At 63.7% G+C, this 14,459-nt stretch carries 17 protein-coding genes; 5 read left to right on the plus strand and 12 right to left on the minus strand.

Annotation, left to right across the window (positions count from 1 at the left end; all coding sequences use genetic code 11):
- Positions 1 to 6 precede the first annotated feature (6 nt).
- The gene (lipB, locus tag JQ621_RS16990) at positions 7 to 741 is read left to right on the plus strand and encodes a lipoyl(octanoyl) transferase LipB (RefSeq protein WP_212235829.1); all 735 of its coding nucleotides are present in this window, start codon (positions 7 to 9) and stop codon (positions 739 to 741) included.
- 199 nt (positions 742 to 940) lie between these two features.
- Entirely contained in the window at positions 941 to 1,654 is a 714-nt protein-coding gene (locus JQ621_RS16995) for a DNA helicase (RefSeq protein WP_212235830.1), read from the plus strand.
- Positions 1,655 to 1,697: 43 nt separating this feature from the next.
- Here JQ621_RS16995 and JQ621_RS17000 read toward each other — a convergent pair whose 3' ends face one another.
- Positions 1,698 to 2,120 (minus strand): tautomerase family protein, encoded by a 423-nt coding sequence (locus tag JQ621_RS17000; protein WP_212235831.1) that lies wholly within the window; start codon positions 2,118 to 2,120, stop codon positions 1,698 to 1,700.
- Positions 2,121 to 2,233: 113 nt separating this feature from the next.
- Between JQ621_RS17000 and JQ621_RS17005 the strand changes: the two genes are divergently transcribed.
- Positions 2,234 to 3,106: a LysR family transcriptional regulator gene (locus JQ621_RS17005; protein WP_212235832.1), complete on the plus strand. Its 873-nt coding sequence runs from the start codon at positions 2,234 to 2,236 to the stop codon at positions 3,104 to 3,106.
- Here JQ621_RS17005 and JQ621_RS17010 read toward each other — a convergent pair.
- The 4 genes from JQ621_RS17010 to JQ621_RS17025 are packed head-to-tail and all read right to left on the minus strand — an operon-like array spanning position 3,103 to position 6,200.
- Positions 3,103 to 3,516 (minus strand): hypothetical protein, encoded by a 414-nt coding sequence (locus tag JQ621_RS17010; RefSeq protein WP_212235833.1) that lies wholly within the window; start codon positions 3,514 to 3,516, stop codon positions 3,103 to 3,105. The genes JQ621_RS17005 and JQ621_RS17010 overlap by 4 nt on opposite strands.
- 11 nt (positions 3,517 to 3,527) lie before the next feature.
- A complete protein-coding gene (locus JQ621_RS17015) occupies positions 3,528 to 4,964 on the minus strand; it encodes a TIGR01777 family oxidoreductase (RefSeq protein ID WP_212235834.1) in 1,437 nt (478 codons plus the stop codon).
- Entirely contained in the window at positions 4,961 to 5,626 is a 666-nt protein-coding gene (locus JQ621_RS17020) for a DUF4166 domain-containing protein (protein WP_212235835.1), read from the minus strand. Before JQ621_RS17020 ends, JQ621_RS17015 begins: the two co-directional genes overlap by 4 nt.
- 16 nt (positions 5,627 to 5,642) lie before the next feature.
- The gene (locus JQ621_RS17025) at positions 5,643 to 6,200 is read right to left on the minus strand and encodes a GbsR/MarR family transcriptional regulator (protein WP_212235836.1); all 558 of its coding nucleotides are present in this window, start codon (positions 6,198 to 6,200) and stop codon (positions 5,643 to 5,645) included.
- Between the two features lie 152 nt (positions 6,201 to 6,352).
- Between JQ621_RS17025 and JQ621_RS17030 the strand changes: the two genes are divergently transcribed.
- Entirely contained in the window at positions 6,353 to 7,873 is a 1,521-nt protein-coding gene (locus JQ621_RS17030) for a PAS domain-containing sensor histidine kinase (protein WP_212235837.1), read from the plus strand.
- Positions 7,874 to 7,903: 30 nt separating this feature from the next.
- On the opposite strand, the gene JQ621_RS17035 is transcribed toward JQ621_RS17030, so the two are convergent.
- From JQ621_RS17035 to JQ621_RS17050, 4 genes are read right to left on the minus strand one after another with little or no spacing between them, the layout of a single operon-like run.
- Positions 7,904 to 8,506 (minus strand): c-type cytochrome, encoded by a 603-nt coding sequence (locus tag JQ621_RS17035; RefSeq protein WP_212235838.1) that lies wholly within the window; start codon positions 8,504 to 8,506, stop codon positions 7,904 to 7,906.
- A gap of 59 nt (positions 8,507 to 8,565) precedes the next feature.
- On the minus strand, positions 8,566 to 9,213 hold the full coding sequence (locus JQ621_RS17040) for a c-type cytochrome (RefSeq protein WP_249125345.1): 648 nt from the start codon (positions 9,211 to 9,213) through the stop codon (positions 8,566 to 8,568).
- A 29-nt stretch (positions 9,214 to 9,242) separates the two neighbouring features.
- Positions 9,243 to 10,013 (minus strand): outer membrane protein, encoded by a 771-nt coding sequence (locus JQ621_RS17045; protein ID WP_212235839.1) that lies wholly within the window; start codon positions 10,011 to 10,013, stop codon positions 9,243 to 9,245.
- 25 nt (positions 10,014 to 10,038) lie between these two features.
- Positions 10,039 to 11,574: a cytochrome C gene (locus tag JQ621_RS17050; RefSeq protein WP_249125346.1), complete on the minus strand. Its 1,536-nt coding sequence runs from the start codon at positions 11,572 to 11,574 to the stop codon at positions 10,039 to 10,041.
- Between the two features lie 193 nt (positions 11,575 to 11,767).
- Between JQ621_RS17050 and JQ621_RS17055 the strand changes: the two genes are divergently transcribed.
- Complete coding sequence (locus JQ621_RS17055) at positions 11,768 to 12,415, plus strand: c-type cytochrome (RefSeq protein WP_212235840.1); 648 nt, start codon at positions 11,768 to 11,770, stop codon at positions 12,413 to 12,415.
- Between the two features lie 34 nt (positions 12,416 to 12,449).
- On the opposite strand, the gene JQ621_RS17060 is transcribed toward JQ621_RS17055, so the two are convergent.
- The 3 genes from JQ621_RS17060 to JQ621_RS17070 all read right to left on the minus strand — a co-directional run bounded on the left by JQ621_RS17060 (position 12,450) and on the right by JQ621_RS17070 (position 14,414).
- Complete coding sequence (locus JQ621_RS17060; protein WP_212235841.1) at positions 12,450 to 13,124, minus strand: Crp/Fnr family transcriptional regulator; 675 nt, start codon at positions 13,122 to 13,124, stop codon at positions 12,450 to 12,452.
- Between the two features lie 127 nt (positions 13,125 to 13,251).
- A complete protein-coding gene (locus tag JQ621_RS17065; RefSeq protein WP_212235842.1) occupies positions 13,252 to 13,551 on the minus strand; it encodes an acylphosphatase in 300 nt (99 codons plus the stop codon).
- The gene (locus JQ621_RS17070) at positions 13,548 to 14,414 is read right to left on the minus strand and encodes an isocitrate lyase/PEP mutase family protein (RefSeq protein ID WP_212235843.1); all 867 of its coding nucleotides are present in this window, start codon (positions 14,412 to 14,414) and stop codon (positions 13,548 to 13,550) included. The genes JQ621_RS17065 and JQ621_RS17070 overlap by 4 nt, the downstream gene beginning before the upstream one ends.
- Positions 14,415 to 14,459: the final 45 nt, after the last annotated feature.

The raw sequence follows: 14,459 nt of genomic DNA on the forward strand, positions 1-14,459 counted from the left end.
TAGCCAATGGTTAATTCGCCTCAAAACCTCCGCCAACAGCTCGATTTGACGTCGTTTTCCGCCACCGGCGAGACCGTCGAGTGGCGGATCTCGGACGCTCCCGTGCACTATCCGGATGCCGTAGCGGCTATGGAGGCCCGTGTCGCCGCGATCGCCGCGGGCGAGGCGCCCGAGTTGGTCTGGCTGCTCGAACACCCCCCGCTCTATACCTCCGGGACATCAGGCAAGGCGACCGACCTGCTCGATCCCCGCTTCCCCACCTTTGCCAGCGGACGCGGCGGGCAGCTCACCTATCACGGGCCCGGTCAGCGGGTGGCCTATATCATGCTCGATCTCAAGCGGCGGCGTCCGGACGTGCGGGCCTATGTCGCGAGCCTGGAGGAACTGGTTCTGAAGACGCTCGCCGCCTTCAATGTCCGCGGCGAGCGGCGCGAAGATCGAGTCGGCGTCTGGGTGAAGCGCCCGGACAAGGGGCCCGAGCACGAGGACAAGATCGCCGCGATCGGCGTGCGGCTGAAGCGCTGGGTCTCGTTTCATGGCATCGCCATCAATGTCGAACCGGAGCTGGAGCACTTTGCCGGCATCGTGCCCTGCGGCGTTGCCGATCGCCGCTACGGCGTCACCTCGCTGGCCGATCTCGGCCAGCTCGTGACAATGGCCGATGTCGACATCGCGCTGCGGCAGGCATTCGAGGAGCTGTTCGGGCCGACCCACGCGCTGCTGCCGGAGGCGGCGGTCTAATCCATTTCTGTTGGAGACACGCTGACCGCGTTCTCGACGAGTGCGGAATCGGTTACCCTTGTGTCAGGCGCCGCCCACGCCTCCCCCCTCCGCCGGGAAAGCAGACTTCATGTCGGGCGATGCGACCATCGGACCAACTGTTCGAGCGCTGAGCATAAGGAGGGATTGCGCTTTCTGCTCGCATCAGGAGGTTCTGACGATGAAGCTGTCTGCACCGATCTATCATCTCAAGCGCAAGGCCAGGCGCCTGTCCCGCGAGGACGGCATCCCGCTCCACGACGCGCTCGACCGCGTCGCTGCGACGGAAGGCTTTTCCGCCTGGAGCATGCTGGCGGCGAAAGCGGCCGCGGCGACACCGGCGAACAAGCTGTTTCCGCACTTCAAACCTGGCGATCTGGTGCTGGTCGGGGCGCGTCCCGGCCAAGGCAAGACGCTGATGAGCCTCGCGCTTGCCGTGGAAGCCATGAAGTCGGGCCATCGGGCCGCGTTCTTCTCGCTCGAATACACCGAGAAGGACGTGCTGGATCGCCTGCGCGCGATCGGCGCGGAGCCCGCGCAGTTCGACAAGCGATTTGAGGTCGATTGCTCCGACGCCATCAGCGCCGACTACGTCGTCAAGCAGATGGCGGCAGCTCCCCGCGGCACAGTCGTGGTGATCGACTATCTGCAACTGCTCGACCAGCGGCGGGAACACCCCGACCTGACTGTTCAGGTGCGCACATTGAAATCCTACGCGCGCGACAAGGGGCTGATCATGGTCTTCATCTCCCAGATCGACCGGTCCTACGATTCCTCGGTCAAGCCCTGCCCTGATCTCAGCGATGTGAGACTGCCCAACCCGCTGGATCTGAAGCTGTTCGACAAGACGTGCTTCATCAACAATGCCGAGGTGCAGTTCCGCGTGGCAAGCTGATGATCGGGCCGCGGGTGAGATCGCTCACCCGCGGCTTGCCTCCTCACGCGGCCTTCAGCGACACGTCGAGCTTGCCGGCGATGTAACGGCGCTCCTGGGTGAGGCCGCCAAAGCCGTAGGCATCGCCCCTGACCTCGTCGACATGCAAATACGTCTCGGGATGCAGCGGGCCCAAAATCTCGGCCATGCGCTTGAATATGGCGGCAAGATAAGCGGCCTTCTCGTCCTTGGTGTTGGTGCCCTCGGTGACGTGGATGTCGATCCAGTAGCTGGCGAGCTTCTGCTCGGCGAGCGACGTCCCGCCGGCGAACCAGTCACCCGCATCGACCGACTTCACGATGATGGCGGTGACCCTGGGATCCTTGTGAAGAATTTGCGCAGTGAGCTCGGACACGGCGCTGGCGATGTCGGCCTTCAACGACGGCGACTGGCGGGTAGACGTATAGGACACGGTGATCAGGGGCATTGTCGTTCTCCTCAGGATGTCGCGCAGGTCTTGCGCGGCGTTGGCAGGAAGCTAGACCTTCACCCATCATTTTGGTACCTTATCTCATATGATACCAGTGATAAGAATTCATAATGATAGCCACACTCGACATCGCCACGGTCCATGCCTTCCTGCTGGTCGCGGACCTCCAGAGCTTCACGCGCGCCGCCGAAGCCCTCGGCACGACCCAGGCGGCGGTCAGCCTCAAGCTGCAACGGCTGGAAGCACTGCTGGGCAAACGCCTCGTCGAACGATCGCCGCGCGCGGTCCGGCTCACGGCCGACGGCGCCAGCTTCCTCGAGCGCGCTCGCGCACTGATGCAGGCGCATGACCACGCGCTCTCGGCTGAGGCGCCAGTCACGCAGCCGCTCTCGCTCGGCATTTCAGATCACGCGGCGGGCCCCGAGCTGGTGCCGCTGCTCGAACGCCTGAACGCAATGGCGTCAAACCTCACCCTCGCCGTCACCATCGGCTTCTCGCGCGAGATGCAGGATGCCTATGACGCAGGCGAGCTCGACGCCGTGATCGTCCGCCAGGAAGGCAGCCGCCGCGGCGGCGAGAAGCTGACGGAGGACGAGTTCGGCTGGTTTGCGTCGCGACGCCTCGCCCTGCCGAAGGGCGAGCCGCTGCCGCTGGCAACGCTCGCCCCGCCCTGCGGCGTCCGCGCGATTGCCGTGCGCGCGCTCGACAAGGCCGGCATCGCCTGGCGCGAGCGCTTTGTCGGCGGCGGTGTGACGGCGGTGGTCGCGGCTGCACTGGCCGGGTTGGCTGTTGCGCCGCTGGCGCGGCGAATTGCTCCGGCGGGCCTCGTCGATGTCGGACCGGCGCACAAGCTTCCCAGACTCGGCAGCTCGAAGGTGATGCTACATTCGAAGGTCAGCGATCCCGCCAAGCTCGCGGCGCTCCGTACGGTCGCCGCGACATTCCGGAGCGCGGCAGACGGACGCATTGGCGACAGAAACTAGCCCGTCTCCCCGGCAGGATGACCGCGACCGGCATGGCGTCCAGCGACATACCAATAACTCAGCCCCGCGGCGCCGCCGGCCAGAACAAACAGCCAGACGCGATTGAACGAGCGTTCGAACAGGATTTGGCTCAGCCCCCCGGTCACGCCGGCCGAGCAAACATAGAATAGCAGCGACCGCACCCGAAAACGCTCGGTCAGGCCGATGACGATAACGGCCGGGATCGCAGTGAGCATTCCGATCGCGAACAGGATAAGTGGCGCAGTCAGGCCAAGACCGATCAGATAATCCGACGCCGGCACAGATATTTGGGCGCGATGGTTTTCCCACATCGCCGCAACGATGAGGCAGATCTCGGCAGCGAGCGTGGCTGCCACGCATCCGCTGAGCCAGCCCTTGGTGACGCGCAACCAAGTTGACCTCATAAAATCGCCTCGAACGCGCTGCGCAGCGTCTCGTGTCGAAAGACAAAACCGCGGCTCAGCGCCTTGTTGGGCAGCACGCGCTGGCCGCCGAGCAGCAGCTCGTCGGCAAAGCCTCCGCCGATCCGGCGGAGCAGGCCACCGGGAATGCGGAACACCGTGGGCCGACGCAGACGGCGGCCAAGCTCCTCGGTGAACTTTGCGTTGGTGACGGGGATCGGTGCGGTGGCGTTGACCGGCCCGGCAAGGTCGGGCGTCGCCATCACATAGGCGATCAGACGGATGAGATCGTCGCGCTCGATCCACGACATCCACTGCCGCCCGGTGCCGAGCGGACCGCCAAGGCCGAACTCGAACGGCGTCAGCAGGCGCGTGATGAAGCCGCCTTCGGTGCCGAGCACGAGGCCGATGCGCAGGTTGACGACGCGCACGCCAAGCTCCTGCGCCGGCCGCGCAGCCTTCTCCCAGGCTGCGCACAGTTCGTGGCTGAAGCAGGTGTGAGATTTTGCGGACTCCGTCAGCACCTGGTCGGCCCATAGGCCATACCAGCCGATTGCGGAGCCGCTGACCAGCACCTCGGGCTTGCGGTCGAGCCGCCCGATCAGCTTGACGACCTCGCCGGTCATGTCGACACGCGAGCCGATGATCGTGGCGCGCTTCGCCTCGGTCCACAGGCCGTTGCCGATCGGCTCGCCCGCGAGATTGACGATGGCGTCGATATGCGTGTCCGCGGAAAGCTGATCGAGGCTGGTGATCAGCGTTACCGGCGGCGGCAGCATCTCGGCCTTCGCGGGATTGCGGATCAGCGCAATGACGTTATGTCCCGCCCCGCTGAGGCTTGCCGCAAGCCGGCTGCCGATGAAGCCGGTAGCGCCGGTGATCAGCACCGTCTTGCGGTTGGAGAGCTTCTCAACAAGTCCTGCTGCAGGCACACTCTTCATGCGGCAGAGCCGGCGCATCGCCGCAAAGTCCCTGACGCCGCAGAGCGCCGCGCCGACCGCGCAGGCGCTCGCAGCGATGCTGAGCAGGCCTTGATACATAACGCTCACGCCGAACGGCTGCGTCGCCCAGTCGATCAGCACCGGCAGCAGCAGCACCAGGATGGCACCGTAGTTGATGGCGAGCAGCGTGTGATTGATCCGCTCGCTCGGGGGCAGCTTCCGGCTCAGATCCTCCTCGACGAAATCCATCAGCGTGATGACGATCTCGGCGACCAGCACCGCGACGACCAGCACCGCCAGCAGGCCGTAGACTTCGAGCCACCCGAGCAGCAGGAACAGCAGCGCATAGAGCATGTTGCGGATGCCGTGCAGCTTGAGCTCAAACCGCTGCGATGGCCGCCAGGCCAGGCGCTCGGTGAATTCGTGATGATAGAAGGTGTCGAACACACCCATCACGATCTGGATGGCGATGAGCGTCCACAAGAGCGGCGTCATGATACGGCCTCCCTGAACAATGCAGACTGGTGGATCAGCGCGCCGTAACGCGGATGAATGACATCGAGAGTGAAGCGGAACGCGCCCTCGCCGAGATCCGAGTGTGTCACGGTGAGATCGCCCGGCGTGAGCCATTGCGGCAGCGGGATCCAGAAGCTTCCCAGCTGCAGGCCGTAACCGGCACTGCGAAACGTCAGCGTCTCGCCTTCGACCGCAATGCGGAGCGCCATGGAGACGCCGAAGCCGACATATTCCTCCAGACCGGTCGGGCCGGCGAAACGTTTGGCCGAATGGATCACCTGCGGAAAGCCGCGCTTGCGCGCGCAGATCCGGGTCCAGGTCTGTCCGCCGGTGGCACCATCCTCGGTGACCGTGACGATCATCGGCACGCCGGTGTCGCGCCCGATTGGCAGCGGCCCGCCGATCAGCCGTGCGGCCTGCGCGAACCACCAGCCGATCTCGCTGAACGAGACCTCGTCGACCACGCCGACATAGACGACGCTGTCGCCGTCAGCGACGCGCTTGGAGAAGCGCCGCCAGGTCGCCAGCGGCAGGCGGCCCCAATCCTCGTCCGACAACAGCGAACGGAAGCGGCGGTCGTCGAGCAGCTTGATGTGAGCGGAGGCTGGAGCGTTGGAGCCTGGTAATCTTGCCGACGTCATCGCAACCTCCTCAACTCTACTTGGCCTTGCCCAGCGGCAGCAAATTCGCGATTTTCTCGCCAAGCCGCATCAAGGCGACCACACGCGGCCGCGGCACTTTCAGCATCTGCATGAACCAGTGATCGGCGAGCTCGGTGAAGGCGAGCATCTCCTTCAACCGTTTGCTCGCGACCGGATTGATGGTGGGATCGTCGGCGGCGTCGGTGACGCAGGCCCTGAGCGCCGTGATCGCCGGATCGAGCTCGCGCTCCTTGCGCCGCGCCGCGATGCGGGCCGCGACCTCCCAGATGTCGGTCTCGGCCTCGAAGTGATCGCGGCGGTCGCCGAGGATCGGCACCCGCCGGATCAGGTTCCAGGCGAGCAGTTCCTTCAGCGAGTTGGAGACGTTGGAGCGGGCCATGCCGAGCGTGTCGGCGATGTCCTCCGCCGTCATCGGCGCCTCCGCGAGATAGAGCAATCCGTGGATCTGACTGACCGAGCGGTTGACGCCCCACTGATCGCCCATGTCGCCCCAATGCAGAACGAAGCGCTCAACGGCGGCGGGGAGTTTCTTCTTTCCGGTTAATTCTGTCATAACAGAAATATCTGACAATTGCGGTTGCATGTCAAGGACCCCAACCCGCCTTGCGTCATGCATACCGTTCGCAATATTTGCCTAAAAACGTCCCAGAGACTCGGAACCAAACGCCTTGACGAGCGTTTGCTCCGGTCGAGGCGGGGTCCGGAATGGTGAAAAAGTTCAGTCAACAGAGAGACTTGTTCGAAAGCGAACGGAGTTTCCGGCTGTTGGTTGAGGGCGTCGCTGATTACGCGCTCTACATGCTCGATCCCAACGGCATCATCACCAGCTGGAACATCGGCGGCGCGCGGATCAAGGGCTATTCGCCCGAGGAGATCCTCGGCCAGCATTTCTCGCGCTTCTATACCGAGACCGACCGGGCCAACGGCAAGCCTGCCCGGGCGCTCGGCATCGCGCGCGACCAGGGCCGCTACGAGGAGGAAGGCTGGCGCGTCCGCAAGGACGGCACCTTCTTCTGGGCGAGCGTCGTGATCGACCCGATCTACGAGGACGGCGTTCTCGTCGGCTTTGCCAAGATCACCCGCGACATCACGGAGCGGCGCAACACGCAAATCAAGCTCGAAGCGATGCAGACGCAGCTCGCGGAGTCGCAAAAATTCGACGCGCTCGGCCAGCTCACCGGCGGTGTCGCGCACGATTTCAACAATTTGCTGATGATCATCAGCGGCAGCCTTCATATCCTCAAGAAGGGCGACGTAGACGATCCCAAGTTTCAACGCGCGATCTCGGCGATCGAAACCGCCGCCAAGCGCGGCGCTGCGCTGACAGGCCAGCTCTTGAGCTTCGCGCGGCGGCAGAGCGTCAATCCGCAGGCGATCCGTTTCGGCGACCGCATCGCGGCGATCCGCGAGGTGCTTGACGCCGGCGTCGGCAGCTCCGTTCACCTTGCCTTCGACATCGCGCGCGACGTCTGGCCGATCAAGGCCGACGTCTCTGAGCTCGAGACCGGGCTGCTCAACCTCGTCATCAACGCCCGCGATGCCATGCCCGACGGCGGCACCGTGACGATCGGTGCGCACAATATCGTCCTGGACGATCCGCTCCATAGCGGCGAATTCGTCGCCATTACTGTCGCCGATACCGGGCTCGGCATTCCGTCAGACGTCGTCGACAAGATTTTCGAGCCGTTCTTCACGACGAAGCCGATCGGAAAAGGCACCGGTCTCGGCCTGTCACAGGTGCACGGCTTTGCCCATCAGGCCGGCGGTACGGTCAAGGTCGCGAGCGAACTCGGCAAGGGCACGACCTTCACCATCCTGCTGCCGCGCGAAACCGCGAGCATGCCGAGCGAAGCGCCCAAGACGACGCTCGCGCGCGGCAGCGGCACGGTGCTGCTGGTCGAAGACAATCCTGACGTCGCCATCGTCAGCACCGGGTTGCTGGAGCAGCTCGGCTACCACGTGCGCCGGGTTGCGGATGCCGAGTCCGCGCTGCGCGAGCTCGAGCACAACGGCGTCGACTTCGTCTTCTCCGACGTCGTCATGCCCGGCAAGATGGACGGGCTCGACCTCGCCCATCGCCTGCGCCAGATCCGCCCCGACCTGCCGATCCTGCTCGCCAGCGGCTATAGCGAAGCCGCCGCCGGCGTGCGCGGCGATTTCCCGATCCTGCGCAAGCCGTACGAAATCCACGAGCTGAGCGAAGCGATTTCGAAACTGCCGCGGTGAACATCAGGCGGCGAGCTGACTGCGCGAGGCCTATCTAACGAAGCTTAGATAAGACGCCAGCGCCTCGACTTCGGCCGGACCCAACGAGCGGGCGACGATCGGCATCGGCGTTCCTACTCCCGAGTGGTAACCTTGGCCCCACTGCTCCAGCCGGGTCTTCAGGTAGACGTAAGCCAGTCCGCCGAGGCGGGGAATGTCCCGCACACCCTCGGCGTTCGGACCATGGCATGCATAGCAGGACGCGACGTTCGCTTCCGGAATACCTTCGAGGTAAATCGTTCTGCCCCGTGCGGCGAGGCCCCTGTCGCCGTCATCCGCGGGCTTTGCCGGAATGGATGCGAAATAGGCAGCGAGGTCGCGCGCGTCCTGCGGCGCAAGCGCTGCTACCGCGCCCCACATGTACTGCTTCGAAAACGGGTTGTCGCGCGTGTGTTCGCGGAAGCTCCTGATCTGACTTTCGATGTATTGCGAACGCTGACCAGCGAGCCGCGGCGCAACCGTGTATCCCTGTCCTCCGGTGCCGTGACACCAGGTGCAATTGCGGACCCGGGAGTCGCCTCCGTCCCATGCCAGCGCCGGTGCGATCGAGCCCGCGATGGCGAGAACCACGAGTTTCCAACCGATGCCCTTCATGATCCCGCGCTGTCGCGCCCCATGTTTGCGGCCGCCGCAGATTTGAAACGGCGTTACCGTCATTGCAGATAACCGACATAGGCTGCGACCGCCTCGACCTGGGATCGCGAGAGGTTGTGCGCCGTCGGCGCCATGATCGCCGAGGTATCGACCGCCGAACCCTGGCCTCGCACTTTCGCCCAGCCCCCGAGCTGGCCGACCGTATAATCGTAAAGCTGACCCGCAAGGCGCGGGATTTCATTCTGGCCCCTGCCGTCGGTGCCGTGACAGGCCGAGCACGCCGGCACGTTGGCCTCCGGAATCCCTTCCTCGTAAATGCGCTTGCCGACCGCCAGAGAGCCGCGCGGCGCTCCTCCGATCGGTTTCGGATCGAGACTCTTGAAATGGGCAGCCAGGGCAGACACCATGGACGGGCTCAGCACGTGAGCGACGTTGGCCATGATCGGATTGGTTCGCCTGCGCTCGATGAACGCGCGCAACTGGTTCTCCAGATATTGCGGCTGCTGCCCGGCCAGCCGTGGCATCGGAAAATATCCGCGATAGCCCTGGCCCGACAGCCCATGGCAGGTCTTGCAATATTCGAGCTTGGCCTCGAGGCTTCCTCGGGAGGCGACGCCGCCGTCCTCGGCATGACACGCAACGGAGAAGGCCAGCACGAGCATCAATGCCTGCAAGGCCCGGCCCAGGCCGGCCGTGCTCCGCAGCAAGATGCGCCTTCGTACCGGAGAGCGGAACATTACCAGCCAGCTCCCCACATGTGGAAGTTCAATCCGACCTTCACGACCTGGACGGTCTGGCTGACGCTCACCAAGCCCTGGGTTCCCGTGAGCGGATCAAACATATTCAGGTTGCCGCGGCCGAACCCGTAATAGTCGTATTCAAAGCTTGCCGACCAGTGACGCGCAAAGGCCCAGTCCACGCCGGCGCCGACCGTCCAGCCGATCCGATTGTCGAGGCCGCGAAAGTCAAACGGCACACCACCGATTGAGCCACTGACCTCGTATTTGTCGCCAGCCATTGCGACGCCGCCCTTTCCGTAAAGCAGCACGTTGTCGAAGGCATAACCGACGCGCCCCGTGACGCTGGTCAGAAAATCCGTATTCGCCTGCACCAACGCCGTATCGGGAACGCTGACCGGCAGTCCAACGGTCTTGTTGGCCTTCATGGTCGAGCCTGACGCGCTGCCTTCGATTCCGATCACGAATGCGGAGGAAGCGAACTGGTAGTCGCAGCCGATCTGGCCGCCGATAACAGCACCGCTCGGCCCTGGGTTGACGGTCGTTACCCCGACCGTCCCACCCGGCCCCGCGTTATCCTGCACCAGTTGCACTGGGTCGGTCATGTTCTTGGTGGCGAAGCCGCCGCCAAGATGCATACCACCGTAGCAGCTGGTCCAGTTGAAGCGCTCCGCGAACGGCGTTGGCGCGACCGCCAGATCGGCAGCATGCGCCGGTCCAATCACGCTCAGTGCGAGCGCTGCGACTTGTACGGCAATCGATTTTCTCATGCGACGATCTCCTGAGCAGCCCGGCCTACATTGCGAACCAGGCGTGGAGGAATAGGGTGTTGTTGTCGTGGGCGGCGACCGAGGTACCGTTGAACTTGTTGTAATAGGTGTATTGCAGGCCGATGCGGGCGTTGAACCACGGCCAGCCGATCATCTTGCTCGCCCCGAAGGGGATGTAGGCGATCTCGGCCTGCCAGCCGTCACTGTTGGGGGTCATGGCCAGTCCGCTGAGCGGGTCGGTGCCGTAAAGATTCGCGTCGGAAGTGCCCGAGATTTTGAAGTACTGGCCGGTGAGAACGACGCGGTTGTCGGCCCCCATCGCCACGGAGGCCTGCAGCTTCATGCTGTTGACCACATTGGTCGGATTGGCGGCGGCGAGGCTCGCAAAGCTGGAGTCGAGCCGCTGATATTCGCGAATGTAGCTGCCGCGCAATGTCAGCCAGAAATCGTCACCTTGATATTGGTATTGCGTGTCGAAGCCAATGTCGGTGAACCTGTCCGACAAGGGATCAACCGCGGTTGTCCAGGTGCCGAAGGCGGTGTTGAGCCATGGATGGAGCTCGGAATACATGCCGAAGGTTCCGATCATCCATGTATTTCGGCCCCAGTGCGGCTCAAACGCCACGCGCCAATATGGCGCGACGCCGCCGAGTTGTCCGACGCCGAACGGATCCGTGCCGAGCGCATTCTGCTGGCTGAAGGAGAGCATCTTGTAGCCGGTCACTTCGAGATACAGCAGATCGTTGATCATCGCGTATGCGCCAACGCCGCCGACATGCGCGGCGAGCGCACCCTCGACAACGGTTTTGGTGGCGGGCGTCGACGCCAGGTTCGAAGCCGCATAGGGGAATCCCCATGCCGGCGTGGTGTTCCACAGATCCTGCACGGTCGGATTGTTGTTGGCGGTGATGCCGTAGACGACGTCGAGAGGTCCGACCATCGCGGTCCCCGCAAAGCGCACGTCGGTGTTGTCCCACGTCCAGGTGTGTCCGAAGGGGTCGCCAAATCCTCCGGCCGGTACCGCGTTGTAAGTGACTTGCGCGAACGCGCCGATGTTGCTCGTGATCGCGCCGCCCCAGAAGATGCTGAACGGCGACATGACGGTGTTGTTGTTCGGGGCATAGGGATCTGTCGGCGCAGGCAGGTCCGCCTGTGTGTGGGTGAAGCCGACGACCGCCATCATCGAGATCGGCGGGACCCATTCCTTGCTATCGGCATCGGCCCGAGATTGCGGCGCCACCGCCTTCGCGTAGCCGCGCAGCTTGTCGTACTCGGCGCGCACGTCCATCGCGTCGTTGGACGAAAACGGCGTCGTGCGGAATTGGCCACCGCCAGCAGTATATCCGAGCAACTTGAAGCGACGGCCGTAAGGCGTGAGCGCGGGAAAGTCGGTATGGCATGTGCCGCACGGTTGCCCGGTTTGGCGCGCGAAACTCGGCAAGGCCTGCGCAGGCGACGCAAAAACGATCGTCAGCCAAAAAGCCGAGAACAGGATTGCGCCAACTGCGACCAGCTTCCAGCTTCCTAGCAAGCCAAGAAAACGACCGCGGTCAGCTCGCATCGCGCCACCCCAATTTGCTCGCAGCCAGCCGTCAATACGGTGATCGCTGCCGAGGACACTGAGCTAAAACCGAACCAATCCGCGCGACTGTTCTAAAAAGAACAGCAAATTTGATTTCGAGGGTGTGAGGTGATTCAGCAACACGGATTGGGCGTAAACAAAACCAGGTTGCGCGGATCATCGGAGGGCGATCATGAAGATCAGGGAACTGGCGTCGACGCTGCTGGCAGCAATTCTGGTAGCCGGCGTCCCGGCGCCGAGCTTCGCAGAGGACAAGGGGATCGACGTCCCCGCTCGGGAGCTCAAAGCCAAGACTGACTACTGCAAGACGTGTCACGGCCTATCAGGACAGGGTTTCCGAGGATCTTTTCCGATGCCGCGGTTGGCAGGGCAGCAACCGGAATACGTGAAGAATCAACTGCAGGCCTTCATCGAGCGCAGGCGAACCAATCCCGTGATGTTCAACGTGTCGCATGTTCTGACGCCGGCGATGCTCACCGCCCTTTCGACCTATTTCAAGGATCTCAACCCGAAGCCATTGGGAGGCGCACCGAGGGACTCACTGGCTGCCGGAAAGAAGATCTATGAGGAAGGCGTTCCCGCCGCTGAGGTGCCGCCATGCGCGTCGTGCCACGGACCGGACGCCAAGGGCGCCGATGCGTTTCCGCGTCTGGCGGGCCAGCTCCACGACTACATGATCAGGAAGCTGAGCAATTGGGACAAGGAGCGCGGCCAGGACAAGGCCAACCCCGACAACTCGGCGATCATGCAGCCGATCGCTCACAATCTCACCGAAGCGCAGATCAAAGCCGTCGCGGCCTATCTCAGTTACCTGGAATAGGCTGGCCCCCTCCAGTGCATGGCCCCTACGACGGCTAGGCTCCCAGCACCGACATCAGAAGTGCGGCGTAGACCTGGATTCTTCGGCCATGGCCGTCGTAGCTGATGAATCCTTGCTCGCGAAACCTGTTCATGAAAGTGCTGATTCGAGATCGGGTCGTGCCGACCATCTCCGCGAGCGCTTCCTGACTGAGGTTGATCTCGTTCGGTCTTCCGTCGTCTTGTCCCGAGTCGGAGAGGACCAGCAACAGCCGAGCGAGCCGCTTTTCACTCAGGTTCAGCAACTGGTCGCCCAAGTCCTCCTCGAGCCGCGTGTTCCGCGAAAGGAGATGCGCCATGAAGAACTTACAGAACTCTGGCTCAGAGGCGAGGGTCGCAAACATCACGTCCTTCGCCACGGTGGTGATCAAGCAATCTTCGAGCGCCACGACGGTTGCGGTCCGCAGCTTCGCCCCACCCAGGCTGGTCTCGCCGAAGAACTGGCTTGGTCCGATGATCCCGACGATGGCTTCCTTGCCGCGGTTGGAAAGCGTCGTGACCTTGACGCTCCCCTTGCGGATGTAGCCTATGGCGTCGGCGGGCTCACCCTGGGTCCAAATCTGCCAGCCGGCTTGAAATCGCTCCAGCGTCACACCGGCGGCGGGCTTCGCGAGGAAAGCCTTGGGATCGAACGGCACCTTCACTGTTCTATCGAGCGGTGCATCGGCCATGGCATGCACTTACCGATCTTGAAAGCTTGAACACAGCCATTGATAGACTGTTCGCAAGCGCAAGCGTTGCGGCAGATCAAGCCTGATCTGCCGCAATTGCGAGGCATTCTTGATTTCAGCAGGCGCTCTAAACCGTCGGCAGAACCGAGAATGGTTCCCCTGCCCTGCGCAGGTTCAGCTCATCCACGCTCGCCGTCTCGCTCGTCACGCTGTCCACGCGCGACGACGGCGGGCCGTGGCGGCACAGCGCGACCATGTCGGCGACGTGCTTCGGCGCGCCCGCGAACAGCGCTTCGACGCTGCCGTCGCGGCGGTTGCGGACCCAGCCTTCGAGACCGCTCGTCGTCGCCTGGTATTCGACCCATGCGCGATAGCCGACGCCCTGGACGCGTCCGCGGATCATGACCTGGAGGATCGCGCGGCTCATCTCTTCAGTCCAAGAAAGTCGGCGCTGCGCGCTTTGACCTCGGCCTCGCGCGTGACGCGGCTGGTCAACTCCGCCGAGGGCAACCCCTTCAGCGCTTTCGGCGCAGTCCCTTCACGTAACGCTTTCTGCACGTCGTAGATTGCCTGCGTGGCCGCCGCGATGGGCGCATGGCCCTGGAGCGCGATGCGGACGCGCTGGCCCGCGAGGTCATCGATCGCGTTCAATTCATCAGGCACGCCGCCGAGCACGATCGGCAGATGCGTGGCACCAACAATCGCCTCGAGCTCAGCGCGCGACTTGATTCCAGTGAAGAACAGCGCATCGACTCCGGCAGCCTCATACGCCCTGGCGCGGCGGATTGCATCCTCGATCGAGGTGATCGAGGCAGCTCCGGTGCGTCCCATGATGACGAGCGAAGGATCGCCGCGCGCATCGAGTGCCGCCTTGATCTTGCCGACGCCCTCCTCCAGCGAGATCAGCTGCGCCTTGGCCTCGCCAAAAGCGGCCGGCAGCAGCGTGTCCTCGATGGTGAGGCCGGCCGCACCTACCGTTTCCAGCTCCTGCACCGTGCGGCGAACATTGAGCGCATTGCCATAGCCGTGATCGGCATCGACCAGCACCGGGAGGCTGGCGGCACGCGACATCCGCCGCACCTGCTCGGCGAGCTCGGTGAGCGTGATCAGGGTGACGTCAGGGTCGCCGAGCACGGCGAGCGAGGCGACCGAGCCGCCAAACATGCCGAGCGGAAAGCCGAGGTCCTCGGCGATGCGGATCGAGATCGCGTCATAGACCGAGCCGGGATGGACGCAGGCCGGCCCCGACAGGATGGAGCGCAGTTTTTCGCGGCGGGAACGAAAAGCCATGGGAATGTCTCGCGATCACACTCTATCGTCGTCCTGGCGAAAGCC

The sequence above is a fragment of the Bradyrhizobium manausense genome, from assembly GCF_018129685.1.
In the GTDB taxonomy this organism is placed as follows: Bacteria; Pseudomonadota; Alphaproteobacteria; order Rhizobiales; family Xanthobacteraceae; genus Bradyrhizobium; species Bradyrhizobium manausense_D.

Bases quoted from the DNA above. Each gene is read 5' to 3' on its own strand.
- JQ621_RS17065 (WP_212235842.1), bottom strand. From the start codon at position 13,551: ATGAGCCGCGCGATCCTCCAGGTCATGATCCGCGGACGCGTCCAGGGC.
- JQ621_RS16995 (WP_212235830.1), top strand. From the start codon at position 941: ATGAAGCTGTCTGCACCGATCTATCATCTCAAGCGCAAGGCCAGGCGC.
- lipB (WP_212235829.1), top strand. From the start codon at position 7: ATGGTTAATTCGCCTCAAAACCTCCGCCAACAGCTCGATTTGACGTCG.
- JQ621_RS17035 (WP_212235838.1), bottom strand. From the start codon at position 8,506: ATGAAGGGCATCGGTTGGAAACTCGTGGTTCTCGCCATCGCGGGCTCG.
- JQ621_RS17045 (WP_212235839.1), bottom strand. From the start codon at position 10,013: ATGAGAAAATCGATTGCCGTACAAGTCGCAGCGCTCGCACTGAGCGTG.
- JQ621_RS17030 (WP_212235837.1), top strand. From the start codon at position 6,353: ATGGTGAAAAAGTTCAGTCAACAGAGAGACTTGTTCGAAAGCGAACGG.
- JQ621_RS17050 (WP_249125346.1), bottom strand. From the start codon at position 11,574: ATGCGAGCTGACCGCGGTCGTTTTCTTGGCTTGCTAGGAAGCTGGAAG.
- JQ621_RS17060 (WP_212235841.1), bottom strand. From the start codon at position 13,124: ATGGCCGATGCACCGCTCGATAGAACAGTGAAGGTGCCGTTCGATCCC.
- JQ621_RS17055 (WP_212235840.1), top strand. From the start codon at position 11,768: ATGAAGATCAGGGAACTGGCGTCGACGCTGCTGGCAGCAATTCTGGTA.
- JQ621_RS17070 (WP_212235843.1), bottom strand. From the start codon at position 14,414: ATGGCTTTTCGTTCCCGCCGCGAAAAACTGCGCTCCATCCTGTCGGGG.
- JQ621_RS17005 (WP_212235832.1), top strand. From the start codon at position 2,234: ATGATAGCCACACTCGACATCGCCACGGTCCATGCCTTCCTGCTGGTC.
- JQ621_RS17025 (WP_212235836.1), bottom strand. From the start codon at position 6,200: ATGACAGAATTAACCGGAAAGAAGAAACTCCCCGCCGCCGTTGAGCGC.
- JQ621_RS17020 (WP_212235835.1), bottom strand. From the start codon at position 5,626: ATGACGTCGGCAAGATTACCAGGCTCCAACGCTCCAGCCTCCGCTCAC.
- JQ621_RS17015 (WP_212235834.1), bottom strand. From the start codon at position 4,964: ATGACGCCGCTCTTGTGGACGCTCATCGCCATCCAGATCGTGATGGGT.
- JQ621_RS17000 (WP_212235831.1), bottom strand. From the start codon at position 2,120: ATGCCCCTGATCACCGTGTCCTATACGTCTACCCGCCAGTCGCCGTCG.